Origin of the sequence: Photobacterium sp. 2_MG-2023 (genome assembly GCF_030547675.1) — a bacterium.
Taxonomy (GTDB): Bacteria; Pseudomonadota; Gammaproteobacteria; order Enterobacterales; family Vibrionaceae; genus Photobacterium; species Photobacterium arenosum.
In genome coordinates this window covers 120616-141958 of sequence record NZ_JAUOQQ010000001.1, presented here as the reverse complement: position 1 = coordinate 141958, position 21343 = coordinate 120616, and the positions used below count along the sequence as shown (strand labels likewise).

Below are 21343 nucleotides of genomic sequence, written 5' to 3'. Positions count from 1 at the left end.
CAAATAGCCTTACTACACCTCAAACACCCTGTTACATATGGTTAACATTGGCGTAGCGAATCCTTATACTCCGAGTCTACAAGCTGATTCACCATTCTTTCATGGATTGAAGAACGCGAAGCATATCAATAATAAACAACAAGAGAGGCAGCAGAATGTCCAAAAGATTTCATGTAACCGCACTCGCCGTGGCCGCCGCGCTGACATCCCTCCAGGCGCAAAGTGCTGGTTTCCAGGTAGCTGAACACTCCGCCAGCGGTTTAGGCCGGGCTTTCGCCGGTGAAGCCGCGATTGCCGATAACGCCGCAGTGCTGGCCCGTAACCCCGCCGCATCAACGATGTTCAAACAACGCACTTTTTCCGGCGCGCTGAGCATTGTTGATCCATCGATTGATATTGAAAGTACTGACTTGAATCCAAATGTCAGTTCAACTCAAACGGCGAAAGACATTGCCCCGCTAGGTATTGTGCCAGCCGCTTACTATATCAACCCAATCGACGACAAACTGGCTTTGGGTCTTGCCATGTTTTCAAACTATGGCGTTACGACTGAATACCCGCAAGCATTCCAAGCTGGCCTGTCGGCAGGTAAAACATCTTTAATTACTGTTAACCTCAACCCAAGTGTCGGTTATCGAGTGAATGATAACCTCAGCTTAGGACTGGGAGTCAGCCTGATATACGGCACTGCTGAGCTCCACCGTTATTCCGGTTCAACGAACCTTGGCAACAGCGCATCCGATCAAATTATCGGCTTAGAAGGCGACAGTTTTGGGTTTGGCTGGAATATTGGGGCGCTGTACGAAGTCAATAAAGATCACCGCTTCGGCTTGAGCTACCGCTCTCAAACCGATTTAGACTTTGAGGGTGATTTTACTGACAACATTGGCCTCTTTACAGGAACACCAAACAACACTGTTTCAGGCGATTTGACTGTCGTATTACCCGCTATTGCAGAGTTTTCGGGATTCCACCAAGTTGCTGACAAATGGGCGGTGCATTACAGCGTCCAATGGACCCAATACAGTAAGTTCGAGGAACTACGTGCTACTGGCAGCGAATGCACATATACAGATGGCACTGAAGGCTTATGTCTGCTGAAAGAAGAAGATTACGACGATAATTTCCGCTACGCCATTGGTACAACCTATTCCTTAAATCCTCATTGGACGATTCGTGCAGGATATGCGCTGGATGAACAAGCAGGTAAACCAACCCTGAGTATTCCGGATACTGACCGCCACTGGTATAGCGCAGGCTTTACCTACAACCACAATGAAGATCTGTCGTTTGATTTCGGATTTGCTTATCTGGCAGCTAAAGAGATGACATTCACTGAAGATGGCTTCTCAAACAAATCGACAGGTGGCGCGATTATCAGCGCAGGTCAGGTGAACTACACCTTCTAAATCGTTCACAGTGATGATCTTTCAAGAATTTAAGGGTAATAAAATGAATAAAAAGCTAATTGCGTTATTAGTTGGTGCCAGCATCGGTTTGACTGGTTGCGGGGATGAGCTGAGCTTGAACGGAGATCCAAGTGTTGATCCAAAAATTCAGGACAGTTTAAACGCAGAGACAAAAGTGGTTTTTGATATTATCTCAAAAACAAAAGCGCCTATTCTGCCTTCATTCCTGGTCATGGACAGCACAGACGGAACCATCAAGACGGATGACAGTGCCGCAGATCCTTCAGACTTAAGCGATCCCAAAGTTGCACTGGGCAAAGCAGATGGCTGGAGTACAACACAGCCAATTGTAATTAACTTTTCCGGAAAAAACATCAATACAAATACAGTAACAGGCAGCTTTTACTTATTCAAAACCGGCAGTCCGCTTGATGGCACTGCATCTACAACAACACCAGTGCAACTTACGGAAGGTGTCGATTATGTGATCGTTCCTTCAAGCACATCGCTCACCGTTATGCCGCTTAAGCCATTGGATCTGAATAGCAATTACATGTTCGCGCTAACCAATGATTTGAAAGACATCAATGGAAATGCCGTCGGCATGAGCAACTCTTATGCTGTAATGAAGTCAAACCGAACACCGGCAAATGCTGAACTTATCACCCCACAGAAAATTACCCAAGGTGTCGAAAGCTTAATCAGTGGTATGACCGGTATTGATACAGCTACGATCATTTATTCCAGCTGGTTCACAACAACATCCGCAGGTAGCGTGCTTTATGCAACAAAAGGCGCCTTAGCGCTTTCAGCTGAAGCAGTGGGTACAACAGGCAATGCCAACACAATCTGGAAAGGTACTGCGAACCCCAATAATGTCGATACCACAGGTATGTTCACCTTTAACAGTGACACACCAACCGACATTACCGATTTTCTAGGAGACACTCTCACTCCAATTTTTAACGGACTTTCCATCAAGGCTTACCAGGGAACAGTCAAGATACCTTACTTCCTTGAAACTAAAGCGGGTTCCTGGAATACCACGCCTTGGCAGAGTGCAATGCCGAGTCTGGCTAAAATCAAGCATGTTCTTGAAAATGGCAGTGATGCAGATAAAGCTGCAATCGTACAGCAACTGGGTGGGTTAACACCGGCTATCACTGTGGAAGATATGGCAAACGTGCAAACTGAAGCTTCAGTGCAGAAAAAGGTGATTGCTGCATTAACCGGTGCGAAACTGACCTTAGCAAACGGTACCCAGCTTGATGCAGAGCGCGTGATTTCTCAGTACAGTCCGATTCCACAACTGAAATCGATGGAATCTGTTCCATATACCCTTGTTATGCCTGCACAAGCCAATTGCCTTACTGAACTTGGTGGCGGTACAGGTATCCCAGTTACGATTTTCCAGCACGGTATAACCGCTGACAAGAGTTCGGTTCTGGCACTTGCTCCGACGGCTCTAAATGGAGAATGTATGGCGCTGATTGCTATCGATCATCCATTACATGGTGATCGCGGCATTGTGGACGGCGGGACGACATATGTCACCAAAGAGAGCTCTCCAGAAGTTTATATGAATCTGGAATACCTCAACATTGCTCGGGATAATTTCCGTGAATCCATTACAGATACACTCAGCCTGCGTACCGCGCTTGGCCTGCAGTTCCAGAAGAACGCTACCGGAACACCAGATCCAGCCAAACCTCTCACAATATTGTCGCCGAAAAACATATCAAGTGAGATTGTTGGTGTGAAATACATAGGCCACTCTCTGGGCGCAATGACAGGCATTGGCTTTACAGCGACGGCGAACAAGCCTGTGCTGGACATTACTGATCCGACAGAAAAAGCAACTGAGTATGGTGCTTTCAGAATCGATAGGGCTCAGTACGCCAACCCAGGTTCCGGTATTGCTTATCTGTTACTTAACTCGACAAAATTTGGTCCTGTGATTAAAGATAAGCTGTTATCAAAAGCCAGTTCCGACTATCAAGGCTTTAAACAAACTTACTGCCAGGGCGCGACAGATAGCGACTGTTATGCACTGTTCTACAGTAAAGCATCCGACGCACAAAAAGCAGTTGTTGATGGTACTCTGTCTCAGTTTGCCTATGCTGCACAGTCAGTGCTGGATACCGTTGACCCGATTAACCTGATTGGACAGGTCGACAGTACAACCCAGCAATACCTGACTATGGTGCAAAACGATGAAGTGATTCCCAACGGCTTGACTGCAGATTCAACGAAACAATACTCACCGTTTGGCGGCACACTACCGTTGATTAACAGCGGCTTCGAACAGTTTGTAAATACTGTATCTGGCGTCACTAAATCTGCAGGCATTTTTATCAGCGGCGACCACAGTTCACTGCTGGATCCGAAAACCGACCCAGACATCACAGCTGAAATGCAAGCGCAGGCAAAAACCTTCCTGACCGAAGGAAACATCACAGTGAGTAACTCCAGCCTGATGACAACCATGCCATAACACCTGCTGTTATCTCTCAAGTTCCAAAGGCCAGCTCCGCTGGCCTTTTTTATCTTTGCTGAATTGCCTTTGCATAACAAAAAACCTATCCCGAATCGCTTTGAACAACCTGATCGAGTCAGCATCAGACAGCCGTTCATTTGTATTCTGATTTACCTTTCACTATATCCGGCTAAAAATCCCACCCTGAGCACAGTTTTTTCTCGACATGTAAGAAATTTTCAGCAAACTAGACGGCCTGCACATTGCAGCCTGGATAGCATGATTATTCAGTTATGCAATAACACAACTATCAATGGAAAGTCGTTTTATGAATCCTGTCGTTATTTCCGTCTGCGTCATGCTGGTACTGGCGCTGATGCGAGTCAACGTCGTGGTCGCACTGACCTTCAGTGCCATCCTCGGCGGACTTGTCGGAGGGCTCTCCCTCACAGATACTATCTCTGCCTTCGAGGGCGGATTGGGCGGCGGTGCTACCACAGCATTGAGCTATGCCATGCTGGGCACCTTCGCCGTTGCCATTTCCCGTTCGGGTATTACGGATGTACTGGCACAAAAAGTCATCAAACGTATCAGCGGCCATCATAATGCGGCAGCGGCGACCGGGGTGAAGTACTCAGTGCTGACCATTCTGCTGCTGCTGTCTATTTCATCGCAGAATGCGATTCCGGTGCACATTGCTTTCATCCCGATTGTGATTCCCCCTTTGTTGCATGTGTTCGCCAAACTGAAACTGGATCGCCGCCTGATTGCCTGCGTACTGACCTTTGGTCTGGTGACACCTTACATGGTGCTGCCTGTGGGCTTTGGCGGTATTTTCCTCAATAACATTCTGCTGAAAAACCTGCATGACAATGGACTGGATGTCGCCGCCAGCCAGGTGCCTTATGCCATGATTCTGCCGGCGGCCGGCATGCTGTTTGGTCTGCTGCTGGCCACCTTTGTCAGCTACCGCAAACCACGGGAATATTCTGAAGCGCAAATCCTGGCCAGCGAACCGGAGCACGCTGAGATCAACATGCAGCATGTTTATGTGGCCATGATTGCTATCGCGGCTGCTCTGGGCGTTCAGCTGTACAGTGGTTCGATGATCATCGGTGGTCTGGCCGGTTTCATGGTGTTTACCCTTGCCGGTGTGATCAAATGGAAAGATACCCATGACGTGTTCACCAAAGGCGTGCACATGATGGCAATGATAGGTTTCATCATGATTGCGGCTGCCGGTTTTGCGGCAGTCATGAAAGCCACTGGCGGGGTGGAAACCCTGGTCAGTTCGCTGTCTCATGCCATCGGCGACAACAAAGCGCTGGCTGCCCTGCTGATGCTGGTGGTTGGCCTGCTGGTGACTATGGGCATAGGGTCATCGTTCTCGACCATTCCCATCCTGGCGACTATCTATGTGCCATTATGTCTGAGCTTTGGCTTCTCGCCGCTGGCGACTGTGGCTCTGGTCGGTACTGCTGCTGCACTGGGTGATGCCGGATCGCCGGCCTCGGATTCAACCCTGGGCCCGACAGCCGGTCTGAATGCTGACGGCCAGCACGAGCACGTGTGGGACACAGTTGTGCCGACCTTTATTCACTACAACCTGCCGCTGATAGCCTTTGGCTGGCTGGCTTCCATGATGCTGTAAGCCGCTCATTGTTTGGCAGAAACAGAAAGACCCCGCAGTGCGGGGTCTTTTTTATCAGTACAGTCGCTTTCAGAAATTATTCTGCGGCTTCAGCACTGTCGCGACGCGCTGCGGCTTCTTTGATCAAAGGTTGCAGTTCACCTTTCTGGAACATTTCCAGAATAATGTCACAGCCGCCAACCAGCTCGCCTTCAATCCACAGCTGCGGGAAAGTTGGCCATTGCGCGTAAATTGGCAGTTCAGCACGGATATCCGGGTTTTGCAGGATATCAACGTAAGCAAACTTTTCACCACAAGCCATCAGTGCCTGAGAAGCCTGTGAAGAGAAACCGCAGCTCGGCAGTTTTGGTGATCCTTTCATGTACAGCAGAATTGGGTTTTCTTCGATCTGCTGTTTGATTTTGTCGATGGTTTCCATAGCTTCCTCTAACAACGTTAGCTTTATAGTAAGTGTGATACCCACATTCTACTTTGTCACGGCAAGGAAAAAAACGCCTAATAAAAGTAAGGTTAAGACTTATACTTGTCTGAACGCTTGCTTACCATCTTCTGCTTGCAGCGACCTTTTTCATTCAGACTACTTTTAATAAAGAAAAAACTTGCTAAAATGATTTGCAAACACGCAAGCCTATCGCTTGTATACAATAACAAACACAGTTTGAAGTGATGCAGGCTGTTGCCTGCTAACGGAAGCAATGTCGTGGGTCTGCCCACACCATCAATATGGAGAATCGAGTAATGGCATTCGAACTACCTGCTCTACCGTACGAGAAAAATGCACTTGAGCCACACATTTCTCAAGAAACGCTGGAATACCACCACGGTAAGCACCACAACACTTATGTTGTGAAACTGAACGGCCTGATCGAAGGTACTGAGTACGCAGACAAATCTCTGGAAGAGATCATCAAGACCTCGACTGGCGGTGTTTTCAACAACGCAGCTCAGATCTGGAACCACACTTTCTACTGGCACTGCCTGAGCCCGAACGGCGGCGGTGAGCCAACTGGCGCAGTGGCGGATGCCATTGTTAAAGCGTTTGGTTCTTTTGACGCATTCAAAGCAAAATTCACTGATTCAGCTATCAACAACTTTGGTTCATCATGGACTTGGTTGGTGAAAAAAGCAGACGGTTCTCTGGACATCGTTAACACGTCTAACGCTGGTACGCCACTGACTGAAGCAGGTGTCACTCCTCTGCTGACTGTTGATCTGTGGGAACACGCTTACTACATCGACTACCGTAACCTGCGTCCGGACTACATGAACGGTTTCTGGGCACTGGTTAACTGGGAATTCGTTGCTAACAACCTGGCAGCTTAATTCTCAAACCTAACGGTTAAGATCGCAAAAGGCCCGCACATTCAGTGCGGGCCTTTTCTTATGGTTCTTTGTTGTTGATTGTTCAGATGCTGATTTTTCAGCAGGCAGCCCCACTACTTACTGAGCAAAATCATCGACCTGAATTATCCAAACAATCAGGCTTTCTCTGCCAGAATGATACGCAGTGTACGGCGCAGCGGCTCAGCAGCACCCCACAACAGCTGATCACCCACAGTGAACGCATTGAGGAAATCATCGCCCATTGCCAGCTTACGCAGACGGCCCACAGGTACAGACAGAGTGCCTGTTACTTTCGTTGGCGTCAGCTCCTGCATGGTAATATCACGCTCATTCGGGATCACTTTAACCCAGTCATTGTGCGACGCAATAATACCTTCGATTTCATCCAACGGGACGTTCTTCTTCAGTTTCAGCGTCAGCGCCTGGCTGTGACAACGCATCGCACCGATACGCACGCAGGTCCCGTCAATCGCAATCGGGCTGTTGCCGGTTGCCAGAATCTTGTTAGTCTCAACGCCGCCTTTCCACTCTTCTTTGCTCTGCCCGTTTTCACGCTTCACATCGATCCAGGGGATCAGAGAGCCCGCCAACGGCACACCGAACTCAGATGTCGGGAAATCGGCAGAGCGCATGGCTTGCGCCACTTTACGGTCGATATCCAGAATAGACGTGGCCGGATTAGCCAGCTCGCTGGTAACGTTGTCATTAATGACACCCATCTGAGAGATCAACTCACGCATATTCTTGGCACCCGCGCCTGACGCCGCCTGATAAGTCTGGGAGGTCATCCACTCAACCAAACCTGCCTTGAACAGTCCGCCGACCGCCATCAGCATCAGGCTGACAGTACAGTTACCACCGGCGAATGAACGCACGCCAGAGTGGATACCCTGCTGAATCTGATCAAAGTTAACCGGATCCAGAGTGATGATGGTTTGATCATCCATACGCAGCGTAGACGCCGCATCAATCCAGTAACCTTTCCAGCCTGCCTGACGCAGCGCCGGATACACCTTCTCGGTATAGCTGCCACCCTGGCAGGTAATAATGGCATCAAGCTTCTTCAGTGCATCAATATCAAATGCATCATGAAGTACGCCTGCATCTTTACCGAAGTCAGGCGCAGGAATTCCAACCTGAGAGGTTGAAAAGAAAACAGGTTCAATATGGTCAAAGTCTTTTTCTTCCACCATACGTTGCATAAGCACGGAACCTACCATGCCGCGCCAACCGATCAAACCAACTTTCATCATAGCTTGCTACACTCCATGTTGACGTGATTGGGCACCTCCTAAATTGATTGGAGAAAAGCCACTTCAGTATGCAACAGGTCAAATAAAGGCCATCAGTGACACACTGACAGCCGCATACCCATTTCAATCACGTTTTTGAAAACCACATTCATGGCTGTTACGCACCAGAAATACTCTGCATTATCGCAACGGCCATGAACCGAAGATAGCTAAATACCATAAAGCAAAGCCCCTACCAACGCAACAAAATGCCAAAATTAACTGGTGTCAAAGCTGTAACACAGCGCAGCATGATGAGCGCACCAGTTTTTTTAGAGCATTCAGCTAATTTGATGTCATTGAACAGAGCGATGATGCTAGATTTTCAGGGAATAAATCATGATTTTCCTGCAAAAGCTAAAATACGGTTTTTCACACTCTTTAATTCACTAAAGCGTGTATTCATTTATCTTTACATCACTTTATCGCAATCAGAAGGTTGATTTACTCTCAACAGGCAAAAACCTTAAATAAGGCATCGAGAATGATGGATTCCAAGGCAGAGAAAAGGATCAAAAATAAGCAGATAATCAGGAGTGAAGCGTTGGGACAGCGCTGGCAAACTGGCGCTGAATAATAGTTAAGGAATAACACGGATAAAGTGTCCGAAACACTAAAGTTAGATAAGACGTACTGCACAGATTTCCAACTGTACAGTACGACTGTTCAACTGCGTATCAGGTGTCGCTGTTCTGACGTCGCTGAAGCTGATCTTTCAGGTTCGGCGGTGTGCCTTTAATCGTCAGTGTGTCGGTGTCCGGATCGTAGAAAATTCGCTCACCCAGCAGCATGCTGTCAAAGTTGATCGTCAGCCCGCCACCAGAGCCGACAAACTTGGTCAGCTTACGCATGGCAGTCCGATCAGCCGGAAAGGTGTCTTCCAGCTCATAGCCTTGGTTGGAGGTGAACTGGTAGAAGTCGACCCCGGCCTCTGTGGCAGGTAATTCACCCGACAACTCTTTCACCGCAACTTCTTCACCGGACTGCAGCTGACCGTTGCAGTAATCGTAGACCTGCTTGCGGTATTGCTGCTTTTCCTCTTTATCCATACGAGAATCAGCACAGAAATCCTCAACCGCCTGCATCAGCACCTGATTCTGCACTTTGACATCCAGGCCGACTTCCGCCTGCAGGAAATCCAGGAAAAAGTCGGCCACTTTACGACCAACCCGCCCCTTGATAAAGGTCAGGTAGCGATTACATTCGGGATCAGTCTCCCAGGATGACAAGTCTATCCGGGCAACAATTTCCATTTTGCTGACATCCAGATAGTCTGTGGCGCTAATATCAAGTTGATCAGTCACCTTCATGCTGTGGCAGGTCGGCAGAAGACCAATGAAGAGATAATCGGTGGCCAGAGACTGGTATTGCGCCATGACCAGTGTCCCGGCATCAGCAAACGGATACTTCACCAGCTCAGATTGCAGACGTTGTGACGCCTGATTTGAAAAAGTCAGAAAATCCAGTTCTCCCTGGCGGCACTGTTTCAGCCAGTAACCGAATTCACTCTCTTCGGAGAATCGGCCAAAGCCTTTGGTACCCTTGCTGCTGTACACCCGGTGCAGTTCAGCAACCAGTTCAGTGGTGGTATCGGTATGTTCTAGTTCCTGCTCTCTCAACTGAACAGACAGCTCATCTTGTTCGTTTTTGGAGAATTGGTGCAGGATGACGTTGGAAAGCGTGAGACTCATAATGGAAAAGTTTTTCAGTAAATCTAAAGTGTAGGGTATTATAAGTCGCTTTCTTCACCATAAAACAAGACCTGATATGCCAATTACATCAAAATACAGTAATGAAAAAGTGGAACAGATCCTTAATGATGTGTTCGATGTCTTTGAAAAGCACGATACATCTGCTGAATTAGCGCTTATGATTGTAGGTAATGTTGCTACCAATATCATTAATGCCGATGTTCCGGCATCACAACGTCAAGCCATTGCTGATAAATTCGCCCAAGCTCTGCTGACCTCAATCAAGAAAGATTAATCCCAGCACCAGAGAGAAGAAGAACACAGGTATATGGTCTCCAGCGGAAACAACTACAAAGAAACCGTGTCTCAACTGATTAGCTGGGGACACTGGTTCAGTTTTTTCAATATTATCGCCGCCATGCTGTTAGGCACCCGGTACATTATCCATTCGGAGTGGCCGGAAACCCTGATGGGGCAGCTTTATATGGGCCTGAGCTGGGTGGGTCATTTCGGCTTTCTGGTTTTTGGCTTTTACATTCTCATTCTGTTTCCTGCCAGCTTTCTCATCCCTTCGCAGCGTTTGATGCGACTGTTTGCGGTGCTGGTTGGAACCATAGGTCAAACCATACTGATTCTGGACACCCATGCTTATGAAAGCCTGGATCTCCATCTCAGCCCTCTGGTCTGGGATCTGTTACTCAGTGGGGAACGCACCGAACTGAATGCCCGCTGGCAATACTTGTTCATAGTCGTGCCAGCCATTTTCCTGCTCCAGCTGTTCCTGTCTGAATGGCTGTGGCGCAAGCTGCGTAAACTTACACGCAAGCATGTCGGCGTACCGATTGCTTCTGTTTTCGGACTGTGTTTCCTCGCCAGCCATCTGCTCTACATTTGGGCCGATGCCAATCTTTATCGACCCGTTACGGCGCAGCGATCCAATTTTCCGCTGTCTTATCCAATGACAGCCAAATCCTTTATGGAACGCCATGGCCTGTTAGACAGGCAGGAATATGCCCGTCTGCAGGAAAAGCAGGGCGTTGAAAACAGCGAGAGCATCCGCTATCCGCTCAAGCCGCTGTCATTCAGCGATAAAGGGACCGGCCAGAACCTGTTGGTTATTATGATCGATGGTTTACGCAGTGATATGGTCACAGCTGAAACCATGCCGTATCTGGCTGCCTACGCGCAGCAGAATCTGAACTTTACTGAGCATTACAGTACTGGAAACGACAGTACCCTGGGGACCTTTGGCTTATTTTATGGCCTGCCCGGCGCCTACAATACCAGTATCCGGGCAGAGCACAGCCCACCGGTCTTGCTCGAAACCCTCACTAAACGCGGGTATCGGTTTGGTTTGTTCAGCGGTTCAGGCTTTGCCGATGTCATCTATCCGCAGGCTATCTTCACCAAAGATCAGATAGCTTTAGCCGCGGCCCTGAACCCGGAGACACATAGCGATCAGCAAGCCATTACCAATATGCAAAGCTGGCTGAGCAAACAAACCGCAGGCAAACCCTGGTTTGGCTATCTGGAACTGGTATCAGTCCAGGATTACGAAGATTCTGACAATGCCGTTGCAGCCACATTTTCACCCTCGCTGAAAGACACTCAGCCCGGTGAAGACTCAAGCACAGATCCGGCTGAGCTACTGAAAAACAGTTATCGTAATTCGGCTTACTATGTTGATGAGCAATTGATTGCCATCTTTGATAGCCTGATTAAACGCGACATGCTGGACAATACTGTAGTGATTATCACCGCCAACCACGGTACTGAGTTTAATGAAACCGGCACCAATTCCTGGGGTTCGGGATCCAATTACAGCCAGTATCAGCTGAAAGTACCGCTGATCGTACATTGGCCAGATAGCCAAACCGCACAGATCAGCCGGGCAACCAGTCACCTTGATATTGTCCCTACTCTGATGGAAACCCTGCTCAGTACCACGACAGCACCTGAGTTTTACAGCAGTGGCATCAGTCTGTTCGATACCAGCAATAAACGCCGCTGGGTGTTGGCTGGCGACCATCAGGACATTGTTGTTGTCCAGCCGGAAGGCACCACAATAGTTGATAAATACGGCAACTACACTGTGTACGACGCTGAATACAGAATGAAAGATAACGGGAAACCGAAACTCTCCACTTTGATGCAGGTAATGCATGAGCTGAAGCGGTTTTATCAGCCGGGGTCTGCGCAATAATCTCTCAACAGGGCAGCCCATATAGCTGCCCTGCTCTTTATGAACATTACCGGCCGGCCAACTAAACTAACTAATGGTAATCAATATTGCTGGCGTAGCATTGCTCATAGCCATCATTCCAGCCATTCGCGTATTTATTCTCTTTCTTCATTCTCTCAGGATCCTGACGAAACCCGTCATAGAAAGTCGTCGCCTGTACTTTTCGGCTGTCACAACCATCCTGATACCCTTCAAGATAATTGCGGGCAAATCCCAGTTCTGCGAGCTGAGCATGCCGTGTTTGGCCACATGCCGACAAAATCAGAGACAGTGATACCCACAATAAAAACACATGTCGTCTTTTCATGTTCTCACCTGACGGTGTAAATAAAGTCAAAATATCCCCGTAAGGTAAAAATAGTGAAACTTGTCAGTTAACTCTGTCTCAATAGTGACACAAGGGCCGTCTGGCTACTGAGCGACTTACGGCATGTCCAGGCCAGCCCGCCACAAATTGGCAACAAAGCCATCAACAAACACGCATTACCGCCTTCGTCCATCGTCCATCGTCCATCGTCCATCGTCCATCGTCCATCGTCCGCAAAATAAATACCTTCAGGGTGTCAATGCAACAAAACGCACACACACATAATAAATTTGACTACGGCCAGATTTTAACTAATTGCTATATATGTTTATTGAATTTCCCGCGTTAGCACTCTGTTCTCTTTTCATTATTTTTATATCGTAATGTATTAAAAAACATTTCCTTAACCCTCCAGGTCAGTAGCAGCGAGAACGGAATGGATTCCTTCTATCAGGCATACTTTTCACAATGGCAGACAGCAACAGAGAGATCAGCGGTTATTGACGGGCTGCTTCCTCTGTTTTGCCGCCATTTGGGTGCCTCATCCTGTCGGCTGTTCGTAAAAAAGCACGCTGAGTGGACTCATTTCACGCATTGCACCCCATTCCATAGCTTGCCTATATCACCGCGTGATGAAGAGCTCGAAGGCTGGCTTTGTCAGCCGATGCCTTTTCACCGGCAGTCTGCTGAGAAGGCGGTGCTTTGGCTCCCGCTGCAACATCAGGGTACACCTATTGGCTTGCTGGCACTGAGTTATCCGGCAGGTTCGCCATGCACAGACCCTGACTATTTACAGCCTTGTATCCTCCACCTGAGTGCCGAGCTGAAAAATGACATCGCAGCAGAGCAGCCTGCCGGTTCGGGCCCGGTTTTACTGGATATGCTGCAGGGCTTGCACGACATCTCTTTCGCTTTATGGCGTGCTGAAAGTATTGACGATATGCTCTTTCATGCCGTCGAACAGGGAAAGAAAGTGCTGAAGATTGATCGTATCGCTATCTTTCTTCTGACAGGGCATGACCGGATGAAAGGCACTTATGGCACAGATACTGAAGGCAATACGGTAAAAGAAGCCTATTTTGAATCCCCTATCCCGCCTCACTGGTTCATTGACCATCCTCAGGCACAACACGGTTACCTGGCCATTGAAGAGAACACGTCGCTCTATCATGATTTACAGGAAATCGGGTTTGGCTGGAGTGCTTACACGTCACTGTGGGACGGGGATAAACGCGTCGGCTGGATAGCTTACGATAACCTGATCAACGGACGCCCGCTGGCTGACTATCACCCGCAGCTTCTCAAGCAGTTCAGCTTTATTGTCTCTCAGCATCTGGTGCGCAGACAGACAGAAGAACACCTCAGCCAGCTCAATGGCGAACTGGAAAAGCGCGTCACCGAACGGACGCGGGAATTGCAGCAGTTAAACCGGCAACTGGAACACACTTCCCGTCATGATCCCTTAACGCAGGTGCCGAACCGGCGGGTGTTTGATCAAACCCTGCCCTTAGAATGGCGCAGGGCCCAGCGGCACCAGTTACCCGTCTCATTGCTGATTATCGATGTGGATCACTTCAAGTCGTTCAATGACACTTATGGTCACGCGATGGGCGACCGTTGCCTGACCCTGCTTGCCCAGACGCTGGTCTCGATCGAACGTCGGGCCGGGGCACTGTTTGCCCGTTATGGCGGAGAAGAATTCGTTATCTTGCTGCCGGGTCAAAACGCTCAGGCAGCGATTGTCGCCGCCGAAAACACCTTGAAAGCGGTTCGTTCGTTGCTCATTCCTGTCAACGATCAGGAATACTGCAATGTCACTGTGAGTGTTGGCATCAGTTGTATGGTGCCGGACAAACAGTCGACAGCGGATCAACTGTTTAATCAGGCCGACAGCGCCTTATACAAAGCCAAATCGCTGGGCCGGGATGCCTTTTTTATTTACGACGACTAGCCGCTCTTTTCTGGCCGGTACTTTTCTGACTTGTAGCACCCGAATGTTGCCTGCCCCGCGTACGCCGGTTATAGCCGCCCTTTCCTTTACTGGCCGGAGGAGCAACCGCCTGAAGTGTTCGGAGGCTTGGCGGGACACCACCTGATTTGATCGACCCCATCAGTTGCTCAATCTGCTGTTGCAGCGCTCCCATAAACGGCTGGTAGGCATATTTCCGCTCAGCCATGTCCTGCAGCTGGTGTTCCCAATGTGCCGTCATGTCCGGGTAGGTCGCTTCATCAGGTAAGGCGTACACCAGAGCGCGACCAGCGTCTGAGGCATGAATATTCTTCCCCTGACGGTAGAGTAACTGCCGCTTGAACAAGACTTCCATAATACCGGCCCGGGTTGCTTCCGTACCTAAACCGTCCGTGTCGCGCAGAATCTTCTTCAGCGATTTATCTGCCACAAATCTGGCGATCCCCGTCATCGCCTGAAGCAAAGTTGCTTCGGTAAAATGCTTAGGCGGCTCCGTCACCCTGTCTTTGATTTCTCCGTCCTGGCAGGTCAGCACTATGCCTTTATCCAAAGGCGGTACTTTATCGGCCAGATCCTGCTCTTTGTCGGCATCGTCTTTACCCTGCAACACTTTCCAGCCTGGCTGCATCAGTTGGCGGCCTCTGGCAATAAACACCCCACCTGCGATAGCAAATGTCAGCTTAGCTTCCGCGTAAACCGCCGCCGGGTAAAACTGCATCAGATACTGACGGGCAATCAACTGATAAACCTTGGCTTCCTGATCATTCAGGCTGCCGGGCTGCACCGCTTTCGGGGTGGGAATAATGGCATGGTGCGCATCCACTTTACTGTCATTCCAGGCTTTTGAGCGTATTGATAAGTCTGCGCCCTTGACCGCCTCAAGCATCTGCGGTGCCGTTGAAGACACAGCTTTCACCACCTCACTGGCCTGATGATAGTGATCGGCCGGCAGATAGCGGCAGTCAGAACGCGGATAGGTGATGACTTTGTGCTTCTCGTACAACGACTGACAGCACGCCAGTACATCCGCCGCGCTCATGCCAAAGCGACGCGCTGTATCGATCTGCAGTGCCGACAGAGAATAAGGTAAGGGCGGCGATTGGCGGGTTTCTTTTCGCTCCGCATCCGAAACAGTGGCTGGCTGACCCTTAATGCGTGCCACAACATTTTCACACAGCTTGCGATTAAGCACCCGGCCTTCATCGTCTTGCCAGGGTTCACAGGCCTTGCTCGGCTGCCAACGGGCGCGGATAACGTTGTCCTGATAGGGGATCAATGCATAGACATCATAGAAAGGAACCGGCACGAAATTGGCGATCTCGTCATCCCGGCGAGTCACCAGCCCAAGCACAGGTGTTTGTACCCTGCCGACCGACAGTACGCCTTTATAGCCGCCCCGCTGCCCGAGCAAGGTATAAGCACGAGACATATTCATGCCGTACAGCCAATCCGCCCGGGAGCGGGCCAGAGCTGACACAGACAGCGGAATAAAATCGCTATTGTCTCTTAACTGCCCGAGCGCTCTTTTCACTGCTGCCGGGTTAAGATCTGAGATAAGTAAGCGTTTCATGGCCGCTTTTTTCGCGGCGGCCAGCTTAACATAGTCGATCACTTCATCGACCAGCAGCTGACCTTCCCTGTCCGGATCGCCAGCATGTATCACTTCATCTGCCAGTTTAGCTAACTTGCGGACCACACTCAGTTGCTGCTTAGCCGATTTTCTCGGTGCCAGTTGCCACTGCTCAGGAATGATAGGCAAATCATCCAGATTCCATTTCTTATAACGCGGATCATACGCATCCGGCTCGACCTGCTCGAGCAAATGGCCGATACACCAGGTGACAATGTCGCCGTTGGCGACTTCAATGTAGCCTTGATGATTCTTATGCGGACGGGGTAAGACGGCTGCAATAGCACGTCCAAGGCTGGGTTTTTCAGCGATATAAAGACGGGTCATGAAGTCTGTAACTACTGGAAATAACTCTCCGCACTATAAAGAATTCAGCAATAGGTGACAATCATTACTGGATATAAACCCAGTAAAAGTTCACAAAGCCGTCGCAGGATTGAGGAGAGACAGGCAGCAATAAGCTGCCTGAAGAAGCCTGCAGGAAACTATACAGAAAGCTATAAATACTCAACAAATTGCGCCAAATCCCGCTCTGGCGCTTTCGCATCACGGCAATCCGGGGTGCCCAGATACAGAAAACCGACAATCATATCATCACCCTGTACGCCCAGCGCTTCGCGTACCACAGTATGATATGCCCAGCTTCCTGTTCGCCAAAAGCCCGCATAACCCTGAGCAACCGCCGCCATCTGCATCGCCTGAGCCGCACAGCCTGCCGACAGATGTTGTTCAATCACTGGAATTTTATCGCTGGGCTGCACTTTAGCGACAACAGTAATCACCATAGGCGCACGGAAAGGGGCTTTAGAGGCTTTTTCGATCACCGCCTCTTCTGCCTTATCAGCCTGGGCAGCAGAGACCAGAATATCGGCCAGCTTTTGCAAACCTTCTCCTTCCGAGACGATAAAACGCCAGGGAGTCAACGCACCGTGATCCGGTGCCCGAAGGCCGGCACGAAGAATATTGTCCAGCACTTCACCCTGAGGGGCCGGGGCGGTCATTTTAGGCAAGGAGCGACGATTAAGCAGCAGCGACAGTGCATCCATAAATTATGTATCCTCGATGATAACAATTCTTGTTAAATACCATACCACATCTGCTCTTCTGAGTAACGGCAACGAAAAGAGGCTCCCTCAGGAGCCTCTTGGTCACAGTAGCCGATATCTGCCGATATCTAAAGACGGGCAGCCAGCTCAGTTCCCTGCCGGATAACACGCTTGGCATCCACTTCCCCGGCGAATTCAGCACCACCGATGACATGCACCTTGATGCCCAGCGCTTTGAGCGGTGCCGACAATTCTTCCACCGAAGTCTGACCGGCGCACAGCACAATATGATCAACTTCCAGCACGCGCTGCTGTCCTTCCACGCTGATATGCAGGCCTTGTTCATCAATCTTCTCGTAGCTGACGCCGGAGAGCATTTCAACACCGCGTTTCAGCAACACCTGCTGGTGGATCCAGCCTGTCGTCTTACCCGGCCCTTTACCCATCTTGCCGGGCCGGCGCTGCATCAGCCACACCTGGCGCTCACTGTGCTCGCTTTGAGGCGTACATAAACCACCAGCATGGGTAATGGTTTTATCGATGCCCCAATCCTGTAACCAGCTGTCCAGCGAACTGTCCTGAGGTTCTGTCAGCATACTTGAGACATCCACCCCGATACCACCAGCACCGATCACAGCCACCCGCTGACCCAGCTGCACTTTATCGCGGATCAGTGTCTGATAATCTATCACCTTATCGCTGGCTTCCAATCCGGGAATGGCGGGAATACGAGGTTTCACCCCGGTCGAGACCACGACATCGTCATAGCCTTTCAGCTCATTGATATCCACCGCCTTGCCCAGTTTCAGGTTCACACCTGTCTGGCTCAAACGGCGGGAGAAATAACGAATCGTTTCCCGGAATTCTTCTTTACCCGGAATTTGCATCGCCAGATTAAACTGCCCGCCGATATACTCGTTCTTCTCGTATAAATCGACCTCGAAGCCGCGTTCTGCAGCAGCCGTTGCGAAAGCCAGCCCAGCAGGACCCGCACCGATAACCGCCACTTTGCGGTGCTGTGCGGCCGGGGTCAGCACTAACTCTGTCTCATAACAGGCCTGAGGGTTAACCAGGCAACTTGCCCGCTTGCCGGCAAAAACATGATCCAGACAGGCCTGATTACAGCCAATACAGGTATTAATGTCGTCGGCACGGTTCTGTTCGGCCTTCAGCACAAAATCAGCGTCAGCCAGGAACGGACGGGCCATGGACACCATATCCGCCTGATCGGCAGCAAGAATGGACTCTGCCACCTCTGGCGTATTAATCCGGTTACAGGTCACCAGCGGGATAGACACTTTACCTTTCAGCTTTTCCGTTACCCAGCTGAACGCTGCCCGGGGAACCTGAGTCGCTATAGTAGGAACTCGCGCCTCATGCCAGCCGATACCGGTATTGAGAATGGTCACACCGGCGGCTTCCAGCGCCTGAGCCAGCTGTACCACTTCATCATAGGTACTGCCCTGCTCCACCAGATCCAGCATCGAAAGACGGAAAATAATAATAAAATCTGTGCCTACCTGGGCACGAACGGCTTTCACCAATTCAATAGGAAAACGGACCCGGTTCTCATAGCTACCGCCCCATTCATCGGTTCTGTGGTTGGAACGCTGACAGATAAACTGATTGATCAGATAACCTTCAGAGCCCATCAGCTCAACGCCGTCATAACCCGCTTCTCTCGCCAGCTCAGAGCTGCGTGCAAAGGCGTCAATGGTCTTGAGGATCTGGCGGCGGCTCATTTCTTTGGGCGTAAATTTAGAGATAGGTGCTTTAATGCCAGAAGCACTGACAGCAAACGGATGCATCGCATAGCGCCCGGCATGCAGAAGCTGAATGGCAATCTTGCCGCCTTCTTTGTGGACAGCATCTGTAATAACCCGGTGTGCCCTTGCCGCTCGTCCGCTGCTGAATTCGGCACTGAGTGGTGTCAAGCGGCCGCGAAAATTGGGTGCAAAGCCGCCAGTTACAATCAAGCCTACTCCACCTCTGGCGCGGGCAGCGTAAAAGGCAGACAGCTTTTTAAATCCATCGTGTGCTTCTTCCAGGCCAGTATGCATAGACCCCATCAACACCCGGTTTTTAAGCTGAGTGAAGCCAAGATCCAAAGGTGCCAGCAAGTGTGGGTAGGTAAGAGTGTCCATAGCTTCCCTATATCTCTTTAATTATTGTAGGTCAGACCAGTTATAGCATAGGGTTAACCTTCACTCAAACACCTGTTTACATAACCTCAACATCCATCACTGCTGCGGTACTTTCCAAATACGCAATTTTAGTCGCAATATAGCTATCATTAGGATTTTACACTGTGTCTCGGTTAGGATAAGCACTGGGATTTATTATCAGGAAAGGCCATGAAAGTACTACTAAAAGGCATTGCCAAAGTGCTGCGCGGATGTTGGAAGCTGTTGAGCTTTACCCGTCAGCTATTTTTTAACCTGTTTTTTATTGCTCTGATTGGGGTCATCATTTTTGCCTTCCAGCAAGGGGCTGAATCGCCGGTTCTGCCAGAAAAGGCCGCTTTGGTACTGGATATTGACGGTCCGATTGTTGAGCAGCGCTCCTACGTCAATCCCTTCGATCAATTTGTCGACAGCGCCATGGGTCAGGTGCCGGTTCAGGAAAATATCCTGTTTGACATCGTCGATACCATTCGGGCTGCCGCCAAGGATGACAGGATCACCGGCCTTATCCTGAATCTGAAAAGCATGCCAGAGACGAACCTGACGAAGCTGCGCTACATTGCCAAGGCCATTGAAGAATTCAAGCAGGCTGGCAAACCTGTCTATGCCACGGGCGATCACTACCGCCAGAGCCAGTACTACCTGGCCAGCTTCGCCGACAAAGTGTTCATGTCTGCCGACGGCGGCGTGATGCTGACAGGTTACGGCAGCTATTCGCTGTACTATAAAACCTTACTGGATAACCTGGATGTCACCACCCATGTCTTCCGCGTCGGGACCTATAAATCATTCGTTGAGCCCTACACCCGTGACAACATGTCAGACGCTGCCCGCGAAGCAAACACAGTCTGGCTCAACCAGATGTGGGACGCTTACACGTTGGATGTCGCACGTAACCGCCACATCCATGCCAGTGTCCTGAACCCTGAAGTCAAAGATCTGGTTGCAGAACTGAAAAGTGTCGAGGGCGATTTCGCACGCCTGAGCCAGAAAATGGGACTGGTAGACGAACTGATCAGCCGTACCCAACTACGCCAGACCTTTATCAAGGAATTTGGCAGCGATGGCGACCATGGCTTTAATCAGATCAGTTATTACGATTATCAGCCTTCGGTCAGTGCACCATTCGAGCCAAGCCGCAATGGTATTGCCATAGTCGTTGCCAGCGGCGCAATTGTCGATGGTCAGCAAGGGCAAGGCAGAGTCGGTGGCGACACAACGGCCGCTTTACTGCGAGAAGCCCGTCTTGATGATGACATTAAAGCGGTGATTCTGCGCGTTGACAGCCCTGGTGGCAGTGCCTTCGCTTCTGAGATTATCCGCAATGAAGTGGATGCATTAAAACTGGCTGGCAAGCCTGTAGTGGTGTCAATGTCCAGCCTGGCGGCATCCGGCGGTTACTGGATCTCGTCCAGCGCCAGTGAAATTATTGCTCAGCCAACCACTATCACAGGTTCTATCGGTATCTTCGGCATGCTGGCTACCTTTGAAAAAGGCCTGGAAAACATCGGGGTACACAGCGATGGCGTCGGTACTACCCCCTTTGCCGGTATCGGGATAACCCGAGGCTTGCCTGACGATGTCGCTGAAATTTTCCAGCTGGGTATCGAAAACGGCTATCAGCGCTTTATCAGCCTGGTCAGCGAGAATCGCCATATATCACTCGAAGAGACAGACAAAATAGCACAAGGCCGGGTCTGGACGGGTCAGGATGCATTAAAACTGGGTCTGGTTGATCGTCTGGGTGATTTCGATGATGCCATTGTCTCTGCGGCCAAACTGGCAAAACTGGACAACTACGACATTCGCTGGATAGCCTTGCCGCTCAGCCCGATGGAGCAGTTTCTGCAGGATATGACGTCAGAAACCAGCGCGCGCATTGGCATGGCAATATCCGCCCAGCTACCCAATGTGTTCACGCCGGCTTTGCGCCATATTACAGCCGATATCACCAATATGAATAATTTCAATGATCCCAAAGGACAATATGCTTTCTGTCTGAATTGTTCCAGCACAGGAAATTAACTCTTTTCGGATTCACAGTGATGAAACTTGACTTAGCCCGGTATATCCGGGCTTTTTTTCGCCGGTTTTCACCGTATA

General features: G+C 49.9%; 17 protein-coding genes. 9 read left to right on the top strand and 8 right to left on the bottom strand.

Annotation, left to right across the window (positions count from 1 at the left end; translation table 11 throughout):
- Window positions 1-155 precede the first annotated feature (155 nt).
- The 3 genes from Q4491_RS00620 (at window position 156) to Q4491_RS00610 (ending at window position 5536) form a co-directional block, all read left to right on the top strand.
- Window positions 156-1409 (top strand): outer membrane protein transport protein, encoded by a 1254-nt coding sequence (locus tag Q4491_RS00620; protein WP_303453327.1) that lies wholly within the window; start codon window positions 156-158, stop codon window positions 1407-1409.
- A gap of 13 nt (window positions 1410-1422) precedes the next feature.
- Complete coding sequence (locus Q4491_RS00615) at window positions 1423-3903, top strand: VolA/Pla-1 family phospholipase (RefSeq protein ID WP_303454249.1); 2481 nt, start codon at window positions 1423-1425, stop codon at window positions 3901-3903.
- 310 nt (window positions 3904-4213) lie between these two features.
- Window positions 4214-5536: a Na+/H+ antiporter family protein gene (locus tag Q4491_RS00610; RefSeq protein WP_192015137.1), complete on the top strand. Its 1323-nt coding sequence runs from the start codon at window positions 4214-4216 to the stop codon at window positions 5534-5536.
- 76 nt (window positions 5537-5612) lie between these two features.
- On the opposite strand, the gene Q4491_RS00605 is transcribed toward Q4491_RS00610, so the two are convergent.
- On the bottom strand, window positions 5613-5954 hold the full coding sequence (locus Q4491_RS00605) for a Grx4 family monothiol glutaredoxin (protein ID WP_027252810.1): 342 nt from the start codon (window positions 5952-5954) through the stop codon (window positions 5613-5615).
- A gap of 320 nt (window positions 5955-6274) precedes the next feature.
- Between Q4491_RS00605 and sodB the strand changes: the two genes are divergently transcribed.
- Window positions 6275-6859 carry a superoxide dismutase [Fe] gene (gene sodB, locus Q4491_RS00600; protein WP_161455300.1) on the top strand — a complete coding sequence of 195 codons (585 nt, stop codon included), beginning with the start codon at window positions 6275-6277 and terminating at the stop codon, window positions 6857-6859.
- A gap of 155 nt (window positions 6860-7014) precedes the next feature.
- Here the strand turns inward: sodB and asd are convergent, their stop codons facing one another.
- Entirely contained in the window at window positions 7015-8130 is a 1116-nt protein-coding gene (gene asd, locus Q4491_RS00595; RefSeq protein ID WP_192015361.1) for an aspartate-semialdehyde dehydrogenase, read from the bottom strand.
- Window positions 8131-8381: 251 nt separating this feature from the next.
- Between asd and Q4491_RS00590 the strand changes: the two genes are divergently transcribed.
- On the top strand, window positions 8382-8615 hold the full coding sequence (locus Q4491_RS00590; RefSeq protein ID WP_303453317.1) for a hypothetical protein: 234 nt from the start codon (window positions 8382-8384) through the stop codon (window positions 8613-8615).
- A gap of 234 nt (window positions 8616-8849) precedes the next feature.
- Here Q4491_RS00590 and yejK read toward each other — a convergent pair whose 3' ends face one another.
- On the bottom strand, window positions 8850-9863 hold the full coding sequence (gene yejK, locus Q4491_RS00585) for a nucleoid-associated protein YejK (protein ID WP_303453314.1): 1014 nt from the start codon (window positions 9861-9863) through the stop codon (window positions 8850-8852).
- Between the two features lie 76 nt (window positions 9864-9939).
- Here yejK and Q4491_RS00580 point away from each other — a divergent pair, with 76 nt between their 5' ends.
- Together Q4491_RS00580 and Q4491_RS00575 are read left to right on the top strand one after the other, a co-directional pair.
- Complete coding sequence (locus Q4491_RS00580; RefSeq protein ID WP_027252814.1) at window positions 9940-10158, top strand: YejL family protein; 219 nt, start codon at window positions 9940-9942, stop codon at window positions 10156-10158.
- A gap of 33 nt (window positions 10159-10191) precedes the next feature.
- Window positions 10192-12066 (top strand): DUF3413 domain-containing protein, encoded by a 1875-nt coding sequence (locus Q4491_RS00575; protein ID WP_218382893.1) that lies wholly within the window; start codon window positions 10192-10194, stop codon window positions 12064-12066.
- A gap of 70 nt (window positions 12067-12136) precedes the next feature.
- Here the strand turns inward: Q4491_RS00575 and Q4491_RS00570 are convergent, their stop codons facing one another.
- Both Q4491_RS00570 and Q4491_RS00565 read right to left on the bottom strand, forming a co-directional pair.
- Complete coding sequence (locus Q4491_RS00570) at window positions 12137-12412, bottom strand: hypothetical protein (protein WP_192015133.1); 276 nt, start codon at window positions 12410-12412, stop codon at window positions 12137-12139.
- Between the two features lie 67 nt (window positions 12413-12479).
- Entirely contained in the window at window positions 12480-12626 is a 147-nt protein-coding gene (locus Q4491_RS00565; RefSeq protein WP_303453306.1) for a hypothetical protein, read from the bottom strand.
- Window positions 12627-12848: 222 nt separating this feature from the next.
- Here Q4491_RS00565 and Q4491_RS00560 point away from each other — a divergent pair, with 222 nt between their 5' ends.
- Window positions 12849-14363, top strand: coding sequence for a GGDEF domain-containing protein (locus Q4491_RS00560; RefSeq protein WP_303453303.1), 1515 nt, complete (start codon window positions 12849-12851; stop codon window positions 14361-14363).
- Here Q4491_RS00560 and Q4491_RS00555 read toward each other — a convergent pair.
- The 3 genes from Q4491_RS00555 to Q4491_RS00545 all read right to left on the bottom strand — a co-directional run bounded on the left by Q4491_RS00555 (window position 14347) and on the right by Q4491_RS00545 (window position 19201).
- Window positions 14347-16338 (bottom strand): DNA topoisomerase III, encoded by a 1992-nt coding sequence (locus Q4491_RS00555; RefSeq protein ID WP_303453301.1) that lies wholly within the window; start codon window positions 16336-16338, stop codon window positions 14347-14349. The genes Q4491_RS00560 and Q4491_RS00555 overlap by 17 nt on opposite strands.
- A 170-nt stretch (window positions 16339-16508) precedes the next feature.
- Window positions 16509-17057 (bottom strand): NAD(P)H nitroreductase, encoded by a 549-nt coding sequence (locus Q4491_RS00550; protein WP_303453298.1) that lies wholly within the window; start codon window positions 17055-17057, stop codon window positions 16509-16511.
- A gap of 128 nt (window positions 17058-17185) precedes the next feature.
- A complete protein-coding gene (locus tag Q4491_RS00545; RefSeq protein WP_303453295.1) occupies window positions 17186-19201 on the bottom strand; it encodes an NADPH-dependent 2,4-dienoyl-CoA reductase in 2016 nt (671 codons plus the stop codon).
- Window positions 19202-19411: 210 nt separating this feature from the next.
- Between Q4491_RS00545 and sppA the strand changes: the two genes are divergently transcribed.
- Window positions 19412-21265 (top strand): signal peptide peptidase SppA, encoded by a 1854-nt coding sequence (gene sppA / locus Q4491_RS00540; protein WP_303453292.1) that lies wholly within the window; start codon window positions 19412-19414, stop codon window positions 21263-21265.
- The last annotated feature ends 78 nt before the right edge of the window (window positions 21266-21343 follow it).

Bases quoted from the DNA above. Each gene is read 5' to 3' on its own strand.
- Q4491_RS00555 (WP_303453301.1), bottom strand. From the start codon at position 16,338: ATGACCCGTCTTTATATCGCTGAAAAACCCAGCCTTGGACGTGCTATT.
- sodB (WP_161455300.1), top strand. From the start codon at position 6,275: ATGGCATTCGAACTACCTGCTCTACCGTACGAGAAAAATGCACTTGAG.
- Q4491_RS00570 (WP_192015133.1), bottom strand. From the start codon at position 12,412: ATGAAAAGACGACATGTGTTTTTATTGTGGGTATCACTGTCTCTGATT.
- Q4491_RS00610 (WP_192015137.1), top strand. From the start codon at position 4,214: ATGAATCCTGTCGTTATTTCCGTCTGCGTCATGCTGGTACTGGCGCTG.
- sppA (WP_303453292.1), top strand. From the start codon at position 19,412: ATGAAAGTACTACTAAAAGGCATTGCCAAAGTGCTGCGCGGATGTTGG.
- Q4491_RS00605 (WP_027252810.1), bottom strand. From the start codon at position 5,954: ATGGAAACCATCGACAAAATCAAACAGCAGATCGAAGAAAACCCAATT.
- Q4491_RS00615 (WP_303454249.1), top strand. From the start codon at position 1,423: ATGATCTTTCAAGAATTTAAGGGTAATAAAATGAATAAAAAGCTAATT.
- Q4491_RS00620 (WP_303453327.1), top strand. From the start codon at position 156: ATGTCCAAAAGATTTCATGTAACCGCACTCGCCGTGGCCGCCGCGCTG.
- asd (WP_192015361.1), bottom strand. From the start codon at position 8,130: ATGAAAGTTGGTTTGATCGGTTGGCGCGGCATGGTAGGTTCCGTGCTT.
- Q4491_RS00550 (WP_303453298.1), bottom strand. From the start codon at position 17,057: ATGGATGCACTGTCGCTGCTGCTTAATCGTCGCTCCTTGCCTAAAATG.
- yejK (WP_303453314.1), bottom strand. From the start codon at position 9,863: ATGAGTCTCACGCTTTCCAACGTCATCCTGCACCAATTCTCCAAAAAC.
- Q4491_RS00575 (WP_218382893.1), top strand. From the start codon at position 10,192: ATGGTCTCCAGCGGAAACAACTACAAAGAAACCGTGTCTCAACTGATT.
- Q4491_RS00580 (WP_027252814.1), top strand. From the start codon at position 9,940: ATGCCAATTACATCAAAATACAGTAATGAAAAAGTGGAACAGATCCTT.
- Q4491_RS00545 (WP_303453295.1), bottom strand. From the start codon at position 19,201: ATGGACACTCTTACCTACCCACACTTGCTGGCACCTTTGGATCTTGGC.
- Q4491_RS00560 (WP_303453303.1), top strand. From the start codon at position 12,849: ATGGATTCCTTCTATCAGGCATACTTTTCACAATGGCAGACAGCAACA.
- Q4491_RS00590 (WP_303453317.1), top strand. From the start codon at position 8,382: ATGCCAAAATTAACTGGTGTCAAAGCTGTAACACAGCGCAGCATGATG.
- Q4491_RS00565 (WP_303453306.1), bottom strand. From the start codon at position 12,626: ATGGACGATGGACGATGGACGATGGACGAAGGCGGTAATGCGTGTTTG.